This is a genomic window from Paenibacillus sp. FSL H7-689, from assembly GCF_000517905.1.
Classification (GTDB): Bacteria; Bacillota; Bacilli; order Paenibacillales; family Paenibacillaceae; genus Paenibacillus; species Paenibacillus amylolyticus.
Genome location: NZ_ASPU01000021.1, coordinates 153,083 through 173,576, shown reverse-complemented (window position 1 = coordinate 173,576; position 20,494 = coordinate 153,083). Strand labels below are relative to the sequence as shown.

At 47.1% G+C, this 20,494-nt stretch carries 17 protein-coding genes; 12 read left to right on the top strand and 5 right to left on the bottom strand.

Annotated elements, in window-relative coordinates:
* Positions 1-132 precede the first annotated feature (132 nt).
* The 4 genes from C170_RS18220 to C170_RS18205 form a co-directional block, all read right to left on the bottom strand.
* A complete protein-coding gene (locus tag C170_RS18220; protein WP_017691901.1) occupies positions 133-447 on the bottom strand; it encodes a DMT family transporter in 315 nt (104 codons plus the stop codon).
* Positions 447-788: a DMT family transporter gene (locus C170_RS18215; protein WP_036612625.1), complete on the bottom strand. Its 342-nt coding sequence runs from the start codon at positions 786-788 to the stop codon at positions 447-449. Before C170_RS18215 ends, C170_RS18220 begins: the two co-directional genes overlap by 1 nt.
* Positions 785-1,408 carry a TetR/AcrR family transcriptional regulator gene (locus C170_RS18210; RefSeq protein WP_036612623.1) on the bottom strand — a complete coding sequence of 208 codons (624 nt, stop codon included), beginning with the start codon at positions 1,406-1,408 and terminating at the stop codon, positions 785-787. The genes C170_RS18215 and C170_RS18210 overlap by 4 nt, the downstream gene beginning before the upstream one ends.
* 126 nt (positions 1,409-1,534) lie before the next feature.
* Positions 1,535-3,010 (bottom strand): phospholipase D family protein, encoded by a 1,476-nt coding sequence (locus tag C170_RS18205; RefSeq protein WP_036612621.1) that lies wholly within the window; start codon positions 3,008-3,010, stop codon positions 1,535-1,537.
* Between the two features lie 267 nt (positions 3,011-3,277).
* On the opposite strand from C170_RS18205, the gene C170_RS18200 reads away from it, so the two are divergent.
* The 10 genes from C170_RS18200 to C170_RS18155 all read left to right on the top strand — a co-directional run bounded on the left by C170_RS18200 (position 3,278) and on the right by C170_RS18155 (position 17,826).
* A complete protein-coding gene (locus C170_RS18200) occupies positions 3,278-4,222 on the top strand; it encodes a MerR family transcriptional regulator (RefSeq protein ID WP_036612617.1) in 945 nt (314 codons plus the stop codon).
* A 264-nt stretch (positions 4,223-4,486) separates the two neighbouring features.
* Positions 4,487-6,037 carry a phytoene desaturase family protein gene (locus C170_RS18195; RefSeq protein WP_036612615.1) on the top strand — a complete coding sequence of 517 codons (1,551 nt, stop codon included), beginning with the start codon at positions 4,487-4,489 and terminating at the stop codon, positions 6,035-6,037.
* A complete protein-coding gene (locus tag C170_RS18190; protein ID WP_017691907.1) occupies positions 6,034-7,497 on the top strand; it encodes a phytoene desaturase family protein in 1,464 nt (487 codons plus the stop codon). Before C170_RS18195 ends, C170_RS18190 begins: the two co-directional genes overlap by 4 nt.
* A complete protein-coding gene (locus C170_RS18185) occupies positions 7,494-8,366 on the top strand; it encodes a phytoene/squalene synthase family protein (protein WP_036612612.1) in 873 nt (290 codons plus the stop codon). Before C170_RS18190 ends, C170_RS18185 begins: the two co-directional genes overlap by 4 nt.
* Positions 8,366-9,133: a carotenoid biosynthesis protein gene (locus C170_RS18180; RefSeq protein ID WP_036612610.1), complete on the top strand. Its 768-nt coding sequence runs from the start codon at positions 8,366-8,368 to the stop codon at positions 9,131-9,133. The genes C170_RS18185 and C170_RS18180 overlap by 1 nt, the downstream gene beginning before the upstream one ends.
* Positions 9,102-9,863, top strand: a complete 762-nt coding sequence (locus tag C170_RS18175; RefSeq protein ID WP_036612609.1) for a lysophospholipid acyltransferase family protein — start codon at positions 9,102-9,104, stop codon at positions 9,861-9,863. Before C170_RS18180 ends, C170_RS18175 begins: the two co-directional genes overlap by 32 nt.
* 1 nt (position 9,864) lies before the next feature.
* Positions 9,865-11,013 carry a glycosyltransferase gene (locus C170_RS18170; protein ID WP_036612608.1) on the top strand — a complete coding sequence of 383 codons (1,149 nt, stop codon included), beginning with the start codon at positions 9,865-9,867 and terminating at the stop codon, positions 11,011-11,013.
* On the top strand, positions 11,010-12,491 hold the full coding sequence (locus C170_RS18165) for a phytoene desaturase family protein (RefSeq protein ID WP_036612606.1): 1,482 nt from the start codon (positions 11,010-11,012) through the stop codon (positions 12,489-12,491). Before C170_RS18170 ends, C170_RS18165 begins: the two co-directional genes overlap by 4 nt.
* A gap of 334 nt (positions 12,492-12,825) precedes the next feature.
* Positions 12,826-13,893 (top strand): type 2 isopentenyl-diphosphate Delta-isomerase, encoded by a 1,068-nt coding sequence (fni, locus tag C170_RS18160; protein ID WP_036612604.1) that lies wholly within the window; start codon positions 12,826-12,828, stop codon positions 13,891-13,893.
* A gap of 684 nt (positions 13,894-14,577) precedes the next feature.
* On the top strand, positions 14,578-17,826 hold the full coding sequence (locus tag C170_RS18155; protein ID WP_036612601.1) for an S-layer homology domain-containing protein: 3,249 nt from the start codon (positions 14,578-14,580) through the stop codon (positions 17,824-17,826).
* Positions 17,827-17,954: 128 nt separating this feature from the next.
* On the opposite strand, the gene C170_RS18150 is transcribed toward C170_RS18155, so the two are convergent.
* The gene (locus tag C170_RS18150) at positions 17,955-18,389 is read right to left on the bottom strand and encodes a hypothetical protein (RefSeq protein WP_036612598.1); all 435 of its coding nucleotides are present in this window, start codon (positions 18,387-18,389) and stop codon (positions 17,955-17,957) included.
* A gap of 213 nt (positions 18,390-18,602) precedes the next feature.
* On the opposite strand from C170_RS18150, the gene C170_RS18145 reads away from it, so the two are divergent.
* Entirely contained in the window at positions 18,603-19,073 is a 471-nt protein-coding gene (locus C170_RS18145; RefSeq protein WP_036612595.1) for a GNAT family N-acetyltransferase, read from the top strand.
* A 192-nt stretch (positions 19,074-19,265) separates the two neighbouring features.
* Positions 19,266-20,366, top strand: coding sequence for a redox-regulated ATPase YchF (ychF, locus tag C170_RS18140; protein WP_017691917.1), 1,101 nt, complete (start codon positions 19,266-19,268; stop codon positions 20,364-20,366).
* Positions 20,367-20,494: the final 128 nt, after the last annotated feature.

Below are 20,494 nucleotides of genomic sequence, written 5' to 3'. Positions count from 1 at the left end.
TTACACGATAACGGAGATTGCAGAACCAACTTGAAGAGACGAAATGTTCGCCTTAAAGCTTTCTGTAAGAAAGCTTCTTCGGAAGCATATGCTATCACCGGAGATATAAAGTATAACTTCATTTCACTTTCGTTACGTGATCAGTTTCAGACCAACGGCTGCCACCAAAATCATCGCGATAAACAGGATACGCTTCGCTTCTTTCCGTTCACCGAACAGGAACATGCCTGTTAACGTACTGCCGACCGTCCCGATCCCCGTCCACACGGCATACGCTGTGCCCATGGGAATGGACGTCATGGCATAGGACAACAGCGAGAAGCTGAACACAAACGACACCAGCATAAGTACGATGTATGGCCATCCTTTCTTGGTGGAAGCACCATTAATACCGATTACGCCGAAAATTTCACATATCCCTGCACCTACAATTGCCATCCAAGCCATTATACTGCACCTCCTTTGGCTTCTTGCTGATCCGTAACCAGCTTCAGTCCAATTACGCCGCAGAGCAGCAGCCCGATGAGCAATACTTTGGCCAAGCGGAACGGTTCACCGAACAATACCATTTCCGTAAGGACGGTACCCGCCGTACCAATTCCCGTAAAGACGGCATACACCGTACCCACAGGCAATCTTTTAGAAGCGGCAATGATCAGTCCAAAGCTGATCACGATGGCAATCCCCGTTAAAGTCCACTCCCAGGCATTCGAGGCATGTTTCAGCCCGCTTACCCAGACAATCTCAATAACTCCACCGATAAATACATATAACCAGTTGCGGTTCATGTTGTTAAATCTCCTTCCGGCACAACGCTGTGTGCCTCGTCGTTCAGATGATGAATGCCATGCCAAAATACAGGCCAGGCTGCTTCCAACCGTCTCTTGTACCGACGGGAACTTCCATAGATAATTTCCACGGTAATACCGTCGAGAAACGTCATAAATGCAATGGCGGCTTGTTCCGCGGGAAGGGGCGGTATATCTTCATTACGCATTGCCCTTTGCAGCAGACGAGTCAGTGCACGTTCCATACCATCGATAAACGGATACACTTGATCCATCACTTCGCCATACAGAGAAAGTGGGGGGTAAAAACAATTACGCAACATCAAACGAGCCGAAGCATGGGCATTGTATTCTTGTTCGAACCAGATCAACAAGCCTTTCAGCCTCTGCTCCAATGGCAGATCCGCATGATCACGGAAATATTCCAGTGTGTGCCGTGTTACCTCGTGAAATGCAAAGTCCAGTGTGTGTAAAAACAAGTCATCCTTGCAGCTGAAATGCGCATATATGGACGGTTTTTTAATCCCGACTTCATCAGCAATAGCTCTTAGAGAAGCTCCCTCATATCCATCTCTGGCAAAATGGAACAGGGCTGCATCCCGAATGGATTGTGCAGTCATTCAATCACCTTCCTAACGGTCGTTAGGTAATTATATTTCCATACTTTACATCACCTGTCAAGATGAAAATATCCGCCTGCACAGTAGAGTACAGGCGGATATAACAGGTATGGATGTGGTTTCTGATCAAAAGGTCGTAAGACCCAGAATCAGTTGCAACTTATATAGGATACCTTTCAAAAACGTAGTCTTCTCCTGGAACTCATCCAGGTCTAACGTGAACTCGGCATCATTATTATTCCAAATACGCTCAAAATAATTCGCGATATCAAGCGTGAACTTATTGTCTGGAGGTGCAGCAACCCATAGATCATTCTCCAGATTGTAGTCATTCATGTTTCGTGGTGTAAAGTTGGTTGAACCCCCTAGGACAATATGATCTCCGGTTGCTTTGGCAAGATAGATCATCTTGGTATGGTATTGCTCCTTGGTGGTGTTATACCAGCGGATCTGTATTTTACCGTCGGATTTATCATGCAATTCAGCGGCGACAGGACGGTTCGGAATCCCGATCTTTTCCTGACCAAAAGCATTTTCATTTGGATCTAGTACAAGCCGGATCTCGGTTCCTCGTTTTGCCGCTTCCAGCAGGGCTTCCAATACTTTCGGAGAGGCCACATAGAACATGCCCATCCATAAGGTGTCACCTTTGCCAGCTTGATTGATCTCATGGAGTACAGCGTCATTCACTTTGCCTTCAGTTAAATAGCGTATTCGCAAATCTCCCGTGTTTGAATTGGAGGAAGGAGCTGTGTAGGCAGGAACCTTGCCTCCGCCTGAGATGTCGAGAACAGCTTGCTCGGACTGAAGAATATCGCCAATGATTGGACCTGTTACTTCAAATGCAATATTCGAGTGGTAGGCACTCGCATCATGGATATTGCCAGAAGAGACAATCGCTGTCTTCTCACTAACAACAACTTTACGATGATTGGCCTTCACATTGAGCAGCTTGAGATAGGAACGCACAGTGACATCCGGACCATCCGTGGCCATCAGGTTCTTGATCCAGCCATCTCCAGATTGGCCAAACCATTGGAAGAAGGTCCGCCAGACCGCAGAGTATACTGGAGTTGAATCACGCAAAGGGTCCACATCCGTGATGACCACATGAATGCCTGCTTGTTTCATTTGTTCCAGCAACGGATTGGGTGCTGAGTTATAGTTGGTATTTACTTCATCTGTAATGAACCAAATGTCCATGTCCGGGTGCTGATTTTTTTTGGCGACCAGCGCTTCGGTGAATTCAGTACTAACGGGAGGAAAGTTTTGTCCCTTGTGCTGATAATTATTGAACAGGAACATATCCACCAGGACAAACTGCTCTGCTTCCTCCACAATCTGCATCATGCGCTGGAAAATCTGCTGCTCGTGCTCCATCTGTCCGTCGGAGGAAGGATAAGTGAGGTCATGCAGGAACTCGACTTGATCCACACGATACTCCGGACTTTCGTAGGAAATGCCCGTTGGTAATGGTTTGTAGGTCTGATAGAGCATGACGGCGATGAGCCATAGGACCAATAGGACGAGTCCTGTTCGTATGTATGGAAATTTGCCGCGTGAAGACTTGCGGTCTGATGTATGGCGGCGTAATGAGGCCAACGGTGGACTCCCCCTTCTGTACTTGCTGACTTCTATTACCACACGGATGATAACGTTGACGCAGAAGAACCCGCTAGCATAACGAATGTAGTGGTAAAATGCATATGGCAAAATTGGCAGTATGCAATCGACAGGTGTCTGAGCGTTGTGTATAATGAGTGTATTATTTTTGTAGAATGTTAGGGTTTTCATATGCCTGACAAGGACGGGGAACCAATGATATAACCTTTGAAATCTGGACATTTAGGAAAGAAAGTGGGTAATAAGGTGTATTCCATCAAACAAGTCGCTGCCATGCTCGGTATCCCGACGGTGACGCTCCGGGCTTGGGAGAATCGATATAGTGCGGTCACCCCTGAGCGGACGGAATCGGGTTATCGAATGTATACCGAAGAGAATGTTGCGGATCTGCGCTGGTTGAAAGAACAGGTTGAGCTACATCAGACCAATATTTCGGAAGCGGTACGGATGTTGAAAGTAAACAAATTAAATCCGCCCGAGGCTGTGCCCACGCCGATCATGGCTCCGGTGCCTACGATGGAAGAAGCCTACGCACGCATGGCAGATCAGATCTATGACTCGCTCTACAACTTTCAGGGTGAACGTGCCAATGGTTTGATTGATTTTGGGTTCACCATGTATGGGTATGACTCGATGTTCTATCATGTGTTGGTGCCCATTCTGGTTCGGGTTGGAGATGCATGGGAGCAAGGCAGGGCTTCGGTGGCTCAGGAACACTTCATGACACAGCTGATATCACAGCGCTTTTATCAGTTTTTCCATCTGTTCCCGATCTATCCGCATCTGCCCAAAGTTCTGGCGTTGTGTCCGGAAGGGGAGCACCATCAGGTCGGATTGCTGCTGTTCTCTCTTTTTATGCGCAAAAATGGAGCGGAAGTACTGTATCTCGGTGCGAACACGCCAGAAGAAGGTATCTTCCCGATTATCCGGGAGCAGAAGATCAAGTTGGTCTGCCTGTCGATCACAAGTCCAGGGCTTCTTGTTAAATGTGATCAACTCGTCGAGCGGATTAAAAACGAGTTCCCGCATATTCGCTTTGTACTTGGTGGAAAGGGCTATGAGCGTGCAGAGCATGCGCGTTATCCGCAATGGATTATGCCGGAGAGTTCTGCGGACTGGCAGTCGTGGATGGAGCGTGAATATCTCTCCGAGCGGTCACCTGGTGCACGGTTTGGACAGGCCAATAATTAAACATAATCTCAAATGATATGAATAGGTTAGTGTATAAAGGACATCCTTTGACGAAAGTGATCAAAGGGTGTTTTTTGTGTTTATAAATGGATTACCAGGTATTTTGACCGACGGGTCATTTTTTGGTTTACAAGCTCGTATAATATTTGTATTATATTTGTATAATGTTTTTGCTAGTTACCGCTTAAAGTGTTCTTGGGCGGTTTAATAATAGGTTAGGGGCTAGAGAACTATAGGAATTCCCTACATAGAAAGGTGAGTGGCATGATACCGAATCAACAACGCAAACGTGCAGCTGTCATTGGCGCAGGTCCGGGTGGACTTGCAGCAGCGATGTTATTGTCCGGTCAGGGGTACGAGGTAGATGTGTATGAGAAACAGCCAGTCATCGGGGGGCGTTCTGCCAGATTGGAACTGGGTGAATATCGATTCGACCGGGGTGCTACATTTTTGATGATGCCACAGCTGATCGAAGAGATGTTCGATGTGGTGGGACGCAAATTATCCGATTATGTGGATATGAAAGAGCTAACTCCGCTGTACGCACTGAACTTTGGTGATAAGGTGTTCACGCCTTCTCGTAATCGGGAAGATACAGCTGCACAGATTAAGGAATTGTTTCCGGGCAATGAAGACAATTACCTTCGGTTCATGCAAGAAGAAGAAGTGAAGTTTGGCAAAGTCATGCCTCTGCTCCGTCGTCCTTTTGGCAAGCTGACCGACTATCTACGCAAGGATGCGGTAACAGCTCTACCTAAGCTTGATGTCCACAATACAGTCTATGGAATCTTGTCCCGCTATTTTACAGACGAGCGTCTGCGCTGGGCATTTACATTTCAATCCAAATACCTTGGCATGTCTGCCTGGGATTGTCCGGGTACCTTTACCATATTATCGTTTATTGAGCATCACTACGGATTGTTCCACCCCATTGGCGGCGTGAATCGGATCTTCCAAGCCATGGCCGATGTCGTGGAAGAATACGGAGGACGCATACATACTTCCACCCCGGTGAAACAGGTCATCGTTCGCAATGGTCGTGCAGAAGGTGTGTTGCTTGAGAACGGTGAACGCATCGAAGCAGACCATGTGGTGGTGAACGCCGACTTTGCACATGCGGTTAACCATCTGTTTGAACCAGGCGTGCTTAAGAAGTATACCCCGGAGAAAATGAAACGCAAAAAGTATTCCTGCTCTACAGCAATGCTGTATCTGGGCGTGGATGGTGATGTGGACCTGCCGCATCACTCGATCTATTTTCCCGAGGACTACCGGTTAAACGTTGATGAGATTACAAAGCATAAAATGTTATCAGCCGATCCATCTCTATATATTCATAACCCTTCCAGACTTGATTCGACGCTGGCACCGGAAGGGAAATCCGCTTTGTATGTTCTTATGCCTACGCCTAACCTTACCGCAGACATTGATTGGGAGGCAGAACGGGAGAATGTGCAGGAGGCCATGATGAAACGCATGGAAGGCATTCCTGAGCTGGCAGACATACGCAGCCGTATTGAAGAATGTATGCTGTTCACTCCACTTGATTGGGAGACTGAACTGGATGTGTATCGCGGAGCAACGTTTAATATGGCACACAATCTGGGTCAGATGATGTATCTGCGTCCCCATAACCAGTTTGAAGAGTTGAAAAGTGTATGGCTGGTAGGCGGCGGAACACATCCGGGCAGCGGGTTGCCCACGATTTTCGAATCGGCACGGATCAGTGTCAGACTGATTCAGGAAGAGGACGCACGCACACGTTCCAAGCCATCCTCTTATGTGAAGACGGCAGAAGCCAGAGGGCATTCATGAAGCGGGCCGCTATTGTAGGCGCAGGGATTGGCGGACTCACTTCGGCACTGTTATTGAACCGTCAAGGCTGGGATGTCACCGTGTATGAACGGGGTTCCCGCGTTGGCGGACGCATTGGATATGAGCAGGAAGGCGAGTATCGGATCGATCAGGGGCCAACGATCGTACTGCTGCCGGAGATGTTACTTGGCATCATGGAGGAGGCAGGCGTAGATCGTTCGAAGATTGAGTTACTTCGCTGTGATCCGTTATACAGAGTGCATTACCACAGTGGTCGTGTCATGACCAAGATGACCTCACGTGAAGAGCAGACGGCGGAGATTGAACGTTTGTTCCCGGGAGAGAGCCGGGGATTCACACGATTCATGAAAGATATGGACACGTTGTTTCCGGCAGGCCGGGCAGCTTTTCTGGAAAGGGCTTTTCCACGCAAAAGGGATTTCTTCACCCCTTCGCTCATGTCCCTCATGGGCAGATTGCGTGCACACAAAAGTGTCCGGAAAGCGGTAGGCGATTATTTTGAGCATGAGGAACTGCTCGATGCATACTCACTGCAAAGTTTATACATTGGTGGATCACCGTTTGGGACGCCAGGTATCTATTCCCTTTTACCTTACGCAGAGCATGAATATGGCATCTGGATGGTCAAAGGTGGATATGCAGCATTGCCGGCCATTCTGGAACAGGAACTGATATCACGTGGTGGACGTGTCGTGCTGAATTCGGAAGTGACCGGACTCAAGATTAAAAATGGTGTGTGTGAAGGTATAGAAACGGCAGCAGGCGCAGAAAATGTGGATGCAGTTATCTACAATGGTGATTTCCCCCATCTATCAGGTTTGCTTGGGCAATCACCAGAGGTAGCACGTAAAAGAAAACCGTATCGTCCCTCTTCCGGATGTGTATTGCTCTATGTGGGCGTGGACAAAACCTGGGAAGATGCAACGACGCACCAGTTCTTCCTGCCACCGAGTCTTGAAGGCAGTTTGCAGGAAGTGTTCAATCAGCGACGCATTCCGGCAAAGTCCTCATTTTACGTATTTAATCCGGTCGCATTGGATGAAACTGCAGCGCCTCAAGGACAGAGTGTATTATATTTCCTCATTCCCGTACCAGATGCCGAAGGTGTCGACTGGGATCAGGAGAGTGAAGCATTGGCAGAACGGGTACTGGAAGAAGCGGAGCAACGTGGATTCCCGGGACTTCGTGCAGCGATCAAGTGGAAAAAGGTACGTACACCCGCTGACGCAGAGCGAGACGGGCTCTATGGGGGCGGAAGCTTTGGTATAGCACCTGTATTGTTCCAGTCCGGTGTATACCGACCGCAACCCAAACCATTCCCTAATATAAAGGGATTATATGCCGCAGGAGCATCTGTACATCCAGGTGGCGGAGTGCCGATTGTAATGCAGAGTGCACGGATGGCCGTCAATCAACTCATGAAGGAGATGGGAACATGAATGAAGCGATTTTGAGCAGGTGTGAAGAGTTGATGCAAAAGGGTTCTTCCTCTTTTTATCAGGCCTTTAGAGGGCTGCCAAGTCCACGTCGGGAAGCGGTATATGTCATTTATGCCTTCTGCCGCATGATTGATGACAGTGTAGACGAGCCGGAACATTCGCCCTATACGATTCACGAGATCCATGATTTGTTTGATCAGTTGGACGACGCGGAAGGACATTTTATCTGGCCAGCACTGAGATGGTTGTTCAACAGTTTTCCTCATCTGGATAAGGGGCCATTTTTCCGTCAGATGGAAGGGCAACTCACGGATCTTAAAGTAACACATTATACAACGATGCAGGAACTGGAGCATTATTGTTATCTGGTGGCCGGAACCGTAGGCGAGATGTTGTTGCCTGTATTGAGAGATGATAACGGCGCAGAAGTAGCGATGAACGGGATTGCTTTGGGTAAAGGGATGCAGATCGTTAATATTATTCGGGATGTTGGTGAAGATCGGGCCAGAGTGCGTCGGTATGTTCCGCTGGAAATCATGGAGAAGCATGGTTACACCGAGCAGGACTTTGAAGACGGGGTTGTGGACGAACGTTTTATTGCCATTGTTCATGAATTAAAAGCTGCAGCATTGAACTGGTTCCGTATTGGCATGGATCGTCTGGATACGTACCCAACGGAAAGTGCGTTTTCCATCGAGCTGGCAGCAGCCTTTTACTCCACCATTCTACACGCCGTTGAACGCAACGACTATGACGTATATACCAAGCGGGCATATGTTAGCGATGAATTGAAACTGGAGATGCTGGGTGCGATTGTGAAACGTTACCCGATGCTGGCCTATCAAGCCTCCCGAACGGCGGTATCCTGATGATCCAGTGGCTTTACTGGGCGTGGTATGTCATTGGAGCAACCTTGATGCTAACGATCGGTGTGCCTGACGTATTATCTTTTTCAAATGGTTTATTTCTAATCTTCTACGCATTGTATGTGCTGGATCTGATCTATCAAGGGCGTAATCGGACAGGCCTGTCCGACCAGTCAGTCATCTGGCTGAAACCCGGACTCTGGATATCCTCTGTGATTATCTGGCTTGGAGGTATGGGCGTAGAGTGGGTAGGCGTTCATACGCATTGGCCCTTTGGTGAGTATGCTTACTCAGACTTCTTCGGGATTCATCTGTTCAGTGTGCCAGTTACGCTGGGTTTCGCCTGGATCGCAGTGGTGGGTAACTCGGCGCTGTTAAGTGGCGGTGGTTCAACGTGGACTGGCAAATTTCTTCGAGCAGTGAAGACCGGGTTCTGGGCGATTGTACTTGATCTGGTGCTCGACCCTGTTGCGCATGCAAGAGGATTCTGGGAGTGGCAAGCCCCAGGTGGATTCTACGGTGTTCCGTGGACCAATTACATAAGCTGGTTTATCATGGGTGCATTCTTATCCCTTTTCCTTCCGGCCATGCCTAATGACCGTAGCTCATTGCTGCGTGCAAAATGGTTGTATCAGCTGTTTATTCTTCTGTTCGGCCTGCTTGCTCTAAAGGAAGGGATTACGGGCAGCTTTATCATCGCCATTGCTGGTGTGCTTCTTGCCGAAGGGAGCTGGCTCTATGATTCGCGCCGTAAAATCAAAACCGTTTAATCGTATTTTTGCCTTATACAATCACTATTATCTGCTACGTCGGCGCTTCCGCTCCTTCACGCTCACAGGGTCACTGGACCCACAGGTGGACATCAGGGACAACTCCCCGATTGAAGCGACTCGTCCGGTGATCTATTTCATGAATCACAGCTCATGGTGGGATGGTCTGCTGCTCTATCATGCGGCCAGGCAGACATCGCGGGGTGATCATTATGTGATGATGGAGGAGCAACAGCTTCAGCAATATGCTTTTTTTCGTAAATTGGGTGCGTATTCGATCAATAAGGAGAGTGCGTCCGGTATTCGGACCTCTCTACAGTACACCAGTGAATTATTGGATTCAGGTAAAAGGGTCTGGATTTTTCCCCAAGGAGAAATATTGCATCAGGAGGCCAGACCAATTCAGTTCCGTCCAGGCATCGGATTGTTGCTTCGTCGTTCTCCAAATGCCATCGCCGTACCGGTAACCTTGTGTCATGGGATGGTCCAGCATGATTTACCGGAAATATCGATGCAGGCGGGCCCAGCTGTGATGGAAGACTGGAAGGCATTGAAGAGTGAAGAGATTGCCGCCAGACTCGGCCATGTGCTGGAACAGCAGTTAGACGATCATAGATCAGAGCTTATACGGATGGGGCAGGGAAGTTTGCCAGATGCGATTCCACTGATTCGTCATGTACGTTCGACAAGTGAAAAATACGATGCGGCACGAAAGCGGGTGAACCGTTAGCATGAATGCATCTGAAATCTTCTGGATTGTGCTTACCTGCATATTGGGCGTACAGTTGCTGTTCGCTCTATGGAATGTCTCCTGTCTGCCCAAAGTACGTTCATTCCGAACAGACAAGATACAACCACCAGACCTGCTGGTCTCGGTGCTGATTCCAGCCAGAAATGAAAGACTACATATCGAAGGATGTCTGGAAAGTGTGCTCGCGAGCGATACAACGGGATTCCGGATGGAAGTAATGGTGCTGGATGATCGCTCCGAAGATGAGACAGCGGCCATGGTACAAGCGATTGCGGATCGGGATGCACGTGTGCGTTTGCTGCATGGCGTTGATCTTCCCGAAGGCTGGATGGGGAAATCCCATGCGTGTCACAGGCTGGTTCAGGAGGCCAAGGGAGAATGGTATATGTTCGTGGATGCGGATGTGCGTCTGGAGCCAAGTGCCATTCGGCAGACGCTTGCGGCAGGGTGTGAGCAGAGCGGGGGGCTTATAACCGGTTTTCCTTATCAGGTAACAAAGACGTGGATGGAAAAGCTTGTTGTGCCCATGATGGTCTTCACCATCATCAGTCATCTGCCCATTTTCATGATACGCAGATCATCCAGTCCGATGTTTGTGGCCGCTACGGGGGCTTTTTTGCTGATTCATCGCTCCAGTTACGAGGCTTCCGGTGGTCATGCTGCCATTCAGGCACATCTGGTGGATGATATGAGTCTCGCCAAAGCAGTCAAGCGTGCAGGTCATCCGGTGATGCTGACCGACGTGCATGACGTAACGAATACCCGCATGTATCAGAACGGTGCAGAAGTATGGAACGGATATAAGAAAAACATGTACGAAGGTATGGGGCGCAAAGACGTGCTCCTGCTTGGCACGATGTTAATGTATACACTGATGTATATTGTGCCCCCGCTAGGCTTGATTTTTGGACTCCTTATGGGCAGTTCGATGTCCATTCTGTATGGATTGTTAGGAACATTATTAGGTATGGCTGTGAAAAGAGTAGCGGATCATGCTGGCGGACAACCCTGGTGGCTTGCCCTTCTGCAACCGGTCAGCATGGCCTGTGTCATTGCCATCGGATTCGCTTCCTGGCAGGCAGGCCGCTCCGGCAAGGGGTATGTATGGAAAGGTAGGCGGTACAGTTGAGAGGTAACGTCATTATAATCGGTGCAGGATTTGGAGGTCTGTCGTGTGCAATACGACTGGCTTCACAAGATGTGCAGGTGACCATTCTGGAACGGCAGCAACACGTAGGTGGCAAGCTACAGCATTTTGTGCGGGACGGGTATCATTTTGACCGGGGACCGAGCACAATCACGATGCCATCGACCTTTCGTTCAGTCTTCGACCATGCGGGTGTAGCAATGGAAGATTACGTACAGTTATATGAGCTAGAGCCGCGCACGCGTAATGTATTTGCAGATGGCACAGTGGTAGATTTGTCAGGCAATCGCGGGTGGATGAAGGAGCAGATCGCAGCGTACAGTCCGGAGGATGCGGCTCGTTATGATGCATTTATGGATGAGTCTGCTGCACTGTATGCGGAAGCCAATCGTCATTTTCTGGGTAAGTTGCTGCTGTCTCCTTTTGACAAATACAATCTCCAAATGCTGCGCAGCCTGCTCCGCGTGCGGCCAACGGTGAAGCTGGATAAGTTGCTGCGCTCGTATTTCCGACATCCGCATACGCTGGCTATGTTCGGACGGTACGCGACCTATGTGGGATCATCGCCGTATCAATCGCCTTCGATCTTTGCCATGATGGGGCATGTGGAAGCAGAAGTCGGCATCTACGGGGTCAAAGGTGGAACCTATCAACTGATCGAAGGAATGACCCGGCTGGCTCGGGAAAAAGGTGTACAGATCATTACCGGCACAGAGGTCCGGCAGATTGTTGTTCGGAATGGTAAAGTGGCAGGTGTAGACACGGATCAAGGCTTTCGGGAAGCCGATCAGGTCGTTGCCAATGGAGATGTGCTTAGCGTGAATCGACTGCTGCTCGCACCGGAACATCGGAAAGAGATGAACAATGCGCGCATACAGAAATATGAACCATCCATCTCGGGATTTGTGACGCTGGCAGGTGTGCGAAGGCAATATGATGCACTGCTGCATCATACGGTTTTTTTCCCGGAACGGTATGAACCGGAGTTCGACCATATTTTCCGTGACCGTAAAATGCCCGAAGATCCGACGATCTACATCTGTTATTCCGGTTATTCGGAAGCGGGCATGGCTCCGGCGGGAGCCAGTAACCTGTTCATTCTGGTCAATGCTCCCTACTTGTCGGATTCATGGAATTGGGAGCAACAGACGGAACGTTATGGAGCGTTTGTGCTGGAACAGTTGGCAGGACGGGGAATCACCGGGTTGAATGAATCTGATGTGCTGATCCGGTACACACCGCGAGATATTGAACGGGATACCTTGGCGCATCAAGGGTCGATCTACGGCATCTCGTCCAACTCGGTGAAGCAGACCTTTATGCGACCAGGCAACCGAAGCAAAGATGTACAAGGACTCTGGTACGTCGGCGGAACGACACATCCAGGCGGCGGAACCCCGATAGTGACGTTGTCCGGACAGCTTGTTGGTGAGCAATTGGCATCGGAAATCTTGAGATAAGTTTGTTGTGCAGATGATGGAGTGAAAATGTGTTTTGTTGATCCATGTGCGTGTGTATCGTCTCTGCTAATTAACTTTGAAGCTGCTACGGATGATCCGTGCTGTTGAGTAGGTATGAGATAGTGGTGCTCCGGGATTTAAGTGAGACATTTGGTGTCGGGGCATCCTTTCAATAGCCGGTTTGGAACGTTATACTGGATAGAGTTAAACTGCTGAGCTGTAATGCTTATAGGATTAATGTTTTTGTCTTTTGCAAAAGACGTATATACATAGAAGTAAGGAACGGGCAGGTTATCCTGTCGATCCGCACGATTCTCACATAGGAGGTCTCATCATGAATGAACAAGAGCGAGCCGGCGAACGGCTGCTTCCCGAAGTGGCTACGGGAGAACGGAAGCTAGAGCACGTGCGCCTCTGTCTTGAGGAGAATGTGGCAGGAGAAGGGGTAACCAGCGGTATGGAGCGGTTTGCGTTTCGTCATCACCCACTGCCGGAACTGGATTTTGAAGAGGTGCATCTGGAGACTTCGTTTATTGGTAAAAAAGTACGTACACCCTTGCTCATCAGTTCGATGACGGGTGGAAGCAAAACAACGGGCGCCATCAATGAGCGCCTCGCTCGAGTAGCAAACGCCAGAGGCTGGGCGCTCGGCGTAGGTTCAATCCGGGCTGCCGTGGAGCAGCCGGAACTGGCAAGTACCTTCGATGTGCGGCGCTGGGCACCGGACATCCCGGTCATTGCCAACCTGGGCGCGGTGCAGCTGAACTATGGGTTCACCACGGCTGATTTCCAGCGTGCTGTAGATATTGCGGGTGCGGACATGCTCGTGCTTCACCTGAACACCTTGCAGGAAGTTTTCCAGCCGGAAGGTAACACCAACTTCAGTGGATTATTTCAACGGATTGAAAACTTGTGTCGTGAGCTAGACGTACCTGTTGGTGTGAAAGAAGTAGGTTTTGGCATCGATGGTGTGACGGCTCAACGCCTATATGAAGCAGGTGTCGCGTTTATCGATGTGGCCGGGGCTGGAGGTACAAGCTGGGTACAGGTGGAGAAGTACCGCAACAATAACCCGGTACGCCGAGCCGCAGCTGAAGCTTTTGCCGACTGGGGTATTCCGACAGCGGAATGTATTCAGGAAGTACGAGCGCTGAATCCTACTGGTTCCCTGATTGGCAGCGGTGGACTGTACACTGGCGTGGATGCGGCCAAAGCCCTCGCGCTCGGTGCAGATCTCGCTGGTTTCGGTCGATCTCTGCTCGAATCCGCAGTAGCTTCCGATGATGCGCTGAATGAGCGGCTGGAACAGGTTGAGTTTGAACTTCGTACTGTCATGTTTGGCATTGGTGCAGGTCGGATTGAGGATCTGAAGCAGACATCACGTCTGGTGGAACGGCGTTAGATAAAACCAGAGGTGAAGTCTTGCTGAACAGTTTTGACTTGTGAGAGCATGCGCTGGGCCCGATGGAGCAACTTCCGCTAACGAACCTGCAACACCTTATTTGGCAATATAGGCGTTAGTTGGGAATCTAACGAATCTCACACACGCTAATGGGTTAGAAAACTGCGATTTGCAGCGGATGACGCCAAAGAAAGAGTAAATAACGAGTCTATAGTTCGTTAGATTTTCAAAACGCAGGAAAAATGCTGAATAGTGTCTCTCGGGTTCGTTAGAATGTGAGGGAAACGTGGAACGGTTCATGGACCGAACTTGGCACTTCAACTGTAGACTGCGACAAGTCAATTGATTAATATTGGTGTATTACTTTTAGCATGTCGATAATCAACGGCATGCTTTTTTGTAATGTATAACAAGATGAAGATTTAATTCAAAGTAAAATTTTTTATTGTTTGTTAATACATTACACTTTATGATTGATGAGTCTTAAGGAATGGTTTTTAATAATTTTATAGGCACGAAGACTCACTTGAAATTAAGGAAAGGATGGATTGATTCAAGACTAGAAGTTAAAATTTTGAAATTATAAGTATATATTTAAGTTTTAGATATCCAAAGTAATAATGCAGGTTTTTTAAGATCATACATATGAGGCATTAAACACAATTTCTAAGAGGTGATACATACATGAAGTTCAAGAACGTATTAATTTTCATGCTAGTTATTAATTTATTGTTGGTTAATCTACTGATTTCAGGAGCAGGGACAGAAGTAGCTCATGCAAATTATGAGCCTCGTACAGATAAAATAACTACGGAGTCTTCCAAGTCGAGTGATAACTTTATAGACTCGTATAATACCAACACGACTAATACGTCTGCATCAATTGAAACAATAAGTGACACTATTACTACGTCATATTTGCCGAAACCTAACGTAACGGTAACGACAACGGAAAACTCCATAACGGTGTCTTGGGATGAAGTTCCCGGAGCAACTAAATATGCTGTTACTGTCAATCGAGAAGTTGCTATGGATAAAAATATAAGAACGTACACAATAACAAGAGTTGCACCAGATGAAACATATAGGATCGGAGTTCTCGCTTATGACGGGGAAAAATACGGAGAACAAGAGTTACTCTTCGTTAGATTGAAGGGACCTGCGCCAATCTACGATGATACGGGTAGAATTGATTTTACGGGGAAAATTTCAGGTGAATTAGAGATTGTTAATGGTGGCTTCGCTTATGTAAACTGGGGGCTTGTGAATGGCAATGCGATCAGTCTGTTTTACAAGCAAGATGCCAATGTACTGGCTGAGGTGTACGTCAATGACGTGAAAAATACTGATCTGAACAGCCAATCCAGCTCAAGTGCTCTCATTAATGGTTTGAAACAAGGTGAGAAAAATGTGATCAAGTTAGCTTGGACGAATTCTACAGACTCCACTCAAGACTCAGTCGAGTTTATTATTACGCCTCCTGCAAAGGATGCTTATACTTTAGGAGTTTCCAAGGCGGGGTTTGGATCAGTCGTTGATCTTAAGCAATACGGTAAATGGTACCTCGTGGATAATCAAACCTTAATCTCTCAGAATACCGTTTCTAAATACATTGATACACAAGGTGATAGTGCTAGATGGAGAGTAGACCTGTATTCCAAGTTCGCAGATAGTGTGGGCTATGAACTAAATAAAATTAAAGAAGACAAGCAGTCTCCTTTTAACACGCTATGGTGGAATGTCAATGCGTTTGATACAGGGGAGTACGTTCATGGCTATTCATCTCCTGTAGGGATCGTTACCAAGGAGGATTTAGAGAAATATACAGGGGTTGTTCTAAATGATCCTAATCGTCCGAATCAGATGATATCCAGTCTGGCTTTGGCTAATCCTAATACATATGAAAATGCAAAACATGGTAATAAGGGGCCTGTTTTTACGGAGATAGCCACTGGATCTGATGCATTCCCAAATAATCATATAAACTCTGTTGCAGCAGGCAGCGCGGTACAAAACTTCAAATATAAAGCCTTCTTAAAAAATAATGTGGAATTTAAAGGACAGGGGACTCCTGAAGATCCTTACGTTATTCCGACGCTAGCTGATGGGGAACCTGTGATCACGAAACTAGATAGTCCTAGATACTCCCAGTCGAGTGCTGTGGGTAATAATGCGATTCGGTTGCAGTGGCATGCAGTGGAAGGTGCTGAACAATATATTCTCAAGAGTGGTTCTGAAATTCTATATGAGGGTCCGCTTTTAGAATATGTGCATGAAGGTGTGAATTTTAATTCGATCACTAAGTATACATTAGTAGCTCGCAAAGGCGATGTTTACAGTGAAGAAGCGAAATTTACAATCGGAATTAGAAATTTTATTACATATCCACCAGATTTCCGAGCTGAAGCGCTGGATTCCACCAAAGTTAGACTTACGTGGAGCAAGGTAGACCATGCAGTAGAGTATGTGATCACCCGTAATGATCAGCCTTTGGCGGTAACCAAGTCAACTTTATACGAGGATGTAAATGTAACACCTGACACCACATACATCTATAAAGTGTTTGGCAGGGACGGAGACAACGAAGGTTCAGCTGCAGTTAAAAGTGTGAAAATTCCTAAATTGACTGAGGACGAGGCACCGAAAGGCCAAATTAACATAAGAGTCAATCGAGTGTACGATAATAGAGTGGACCTACAATGGAATCTGGTGGAGGGAGCAACCCATTATGAGATTTACCAGGATCAAGTGAGTAAAGTATGGTCAGGTCATTCAAATACGATGATAGCGTACACGCTCCAGCCAGGAAGAACATATACCTATCGGGTTGTAGCGAGTAACAAATACGGAAAGGTTGAATCTAGTACAATCGAAGTGCAGACGGCGGGCATACCTCAACCAATGAATGTGGCTCCAATGAATGCCTCGAACGCAACGATTGCCTTTGAATATCAACCTATTGAAGGAGCAGTTCATTACGTTGAACGTAATCCACAAACGAAGTACGAACCTCTAGGAAACGGTGTTTATCGTAAGACGTATTTGAATACTGCCACTGGAGAAACACGTGATGAGGGTATGGTGACTGCTGTGAACGGTAAGTTGCAGTTTAGTGAAGTGGGCGTCGAACGAAATAAATATTATGAGTATAATGTCATCGCTGTTCGTGTCAGACCTGATGGATCAGAAGAGGTCATTGGCAAGCAGACGGTTGCTGTAACAACTCCAGCAGATGGAAGTGGTGCAACGGTATATGGATATAATTATCCTATTCCTCCTTACCATAATGTTAATAATATCCCTTTCCCTAGTGCGGTTACGGGGAAAAACGACAGCATTACAATTGATACTCAAGTTGTGGGTTCAAATGGAGAAGTGAAAAATCCAGCAAGTGTTACTTTTAGAGATATAGAAAAGAGTTATGCGAAGGAGGCTATTATCTACTTGGCACAGAAGGGAATTGTCAAAGGCTATTCCGATGGTTCGTTTGGTGGACATCAAAAAGTGACGAGAGCCGAATTTGCAATCTTCTTAAAACGAGCCCTTGGATATAATTCTGTGGTTCCTTATATTAATGAATTCAACGATGTTCAATCTAACTCTTGGTACTATTCGGAGATAACTCCTGCATTACAACAAGGTATACTTAAAGGATTCAGTGATGGTTCGCTTAGACCGAATGTGGACGTTACGAGAGAAGAAGCATCAAGTATGATTGAGAACGTAATGAAAAAACAAGGTTATGTATTATCATCATTCACACTTTACGATGACAACCAAATGATCTCCAATTGGGCTAGAAATAGTATCAGTCTTGTAACTCAAGAATCTGTTATGAAAGGATACCCCGATCGGAAGTTTATGCCTAAAAAGCAGCTAACCCGACAGGAGGCTGCAATGATAATCTATAACCTATTGCATAGCAAGAAGTAAAAGGCCCGTAAAGTTCTTTTTACTAACTTTTAACGGTGATAAACGATGTTGAAATAAAATAGGACCCTAACATGCAATCTTCCTAAAGGGAGATTGCATGTTTATTTGATGATTGACTGATCTACCTTTTACATACATTCTTCTTTCACGGTGACATTCTCATTGGTTACAGTGACGTAGGAATTGCCGGACAAGTATTCCGTATAACCGCAAACCGTTTTGTTATAGGTTTTTCCGCGACTGTCCGTGAACGCCAAGGAGACGACCCCCTCCCCGGAACGTTTCAGTTGCGGGGCGAATTTCACGTTTGCTCCGCTGGGAATATCCTTGTCGAATATGTAGGTGGAGCCACTCTCGTTGTTGTTAAACGAGTTGTCGCCTTGAACCAGGCTGGCCTGAATATGGGTGAGGTCATAGTCGGACTGATTGTGGATCGTGATTCTTAAGTGGCGAAAGGGATCCATTGCATTCAGAAAGCTCATAAAAGCGACTATGGCGATTCCGAGTATGATAGCGGATAAGATAATCATTTTCTTTTTGGAGAATCGGCGACGTGTGTTCAATAAGATCCACTCCTTTCCTATGAGGTATAAACGATGGGATGAGATCAAAAGTTTTGATTAAAATGGATAAATATGAAAATTGAAAACCGAATCGTCAGAATAACTTTATGCGCTAAGCGGAAGAACAGGATACAATAAGATACTAGTAGTGCAAAAAGGACTGCACAGAGATGATACATAATTAAGATCACTCGAAATAAGGAGGTAAACAACATGGAACTTTCTCCAATGAATCAGGAAGATTATTCGAGTTTTTGCATTCGATCGATTAAGGATTTTGCACAGGAAAAAGTAGAAGCGGGTACCTGGGCTGAGGAAGAGGCGCAGCGACTGGCGGAGGAATCTTATGAACGTTATCTGCCAGAAGGCTTGAACACACCCGGAGCATATCTCTACAATCTGGTGCATCCTGTGGACGGAAATGTAGGGTATATCTGGTTTAATATCACGGATAATCGTCGTGGAAAAGATGCTTTTTTGCTGGATATCGTGGTTGAAGAAGTGCACCGTGGTAAGGGATACGGAACAGAGACAATGCAGGCGCTTGAACAGACGGCCTTGAGTCTTGGCGTGGATCGCATTGGTTTGCATGTCTTTGGACATAATGTGCGGGCGAGCAGCCTATATCGCAAGATGGGATATGAGGTAACGGATCTAACCATGTACAAGGAAATAAAAGGGTAAACCTAATAGCGGATATTCTAGGCAAAACTTAAGATCTGCGCAAAACGAATTATCCGCAGTAACCGGGGATTTCGGGAAGCGTATGGGACTCTGGTCGAATTGGCGAAGTTCCTTGATGCCTTGAGGTTTGTCATATATAATGTATAGGATTATCCATACCGAACAAGTAATCAATGAGGAGTTGTCATATACATGGCTTTGAAAGCTGGAATCGTGGGTTTGCCTAACGTTGGTAAATCTACATTGTTTAACGCAATTACACAAGCAGGTGCCGAATCGGCAAACTATCCGTTCTGTACAATTGACCCTAACGTGGGGATTGTTGAAGTACCGGATGAGCGTCTGGACAAACTGACAGAACTCGTTGTACCTAAGAAAACAGTACCAACGGCGTTTGAGTTTGTAGATATCGCTGGTCTTGTTCGCGGTGCGAGCAAAGGCGAAGGTCTTGGTAACAAGTTCCTTGCTCACATTCGTGAAGTAGATGCAATTGTACACGTGGTACGTTGCTTTGTAGATGAGAACATCACACACGTCGACGGTAAAATTGACCCGGTGAGCGACATCCAGACGATCAATCTGGAGCTGATCCTGGCCGATATCGAGAGTGTTGAGAAGAAAATCGATCGCTCCAAGAAAAACATGAAGGGCGGCAACAAGACTGCCTCTCAAGAAGTAGAAGTATTGGAGAGAGTGAAGGCTGTTCTGTACGATGACAAGCCGGCACGCAGCATGGAACTTACGGATGATGAGCTTCTGATCGTGCGCGATCTGCACTTGCTTACCTTGAAGCCTGTTCTGTACGCAGCCAATGTAGCTGAGGACGAAATCGGCGACGTGGCGAACAATGCTTACGTGCAAAAAGTAAGAGAATTCGCAGCTGCTGAGAACGCAGAAGTGGTGCCGATCAGTGCGAAGGTTGAAGAAGAGATTTCTGAGCTGGAAGGCGAAGATAAACAAATGTTCCTGGAAGAACTCGGTATCGAGGATTCCGGTCTGAACCTGTTGATCAAAGCGGCTTACAAATTGCTCGGTCTGTACACATACTTCACAGCAGGTGTACAGGAAGTTCGTGCGTGGACAATCCGCAAAGGTACCAAAGCGCCTGGCGCAGCGGGTGTCATTCACACCGACTTCGAACGTGGATTCATCCGTGCAGAAGTGGTTTCCTACGACGATCTGGTTGCAGCGGGTTCCATGAACGGTGCCAAAGAGCGCGGACAACTTCGTCTTGAAGGTAAAGAGTACGTTGTAAATGACGGCGACGTTATGCACTTCCGTTTCAACGTATAAGTTGTTACTCGTTTATATTTAGATTCAATAACCAAAACCCTACGATCTTCTTGTGAAGATTGTAGGGTTTTTAGTATCGATGTAAGGGGCCACCTCAATCGTAATGTACTTATGTACGCTCAATTCAT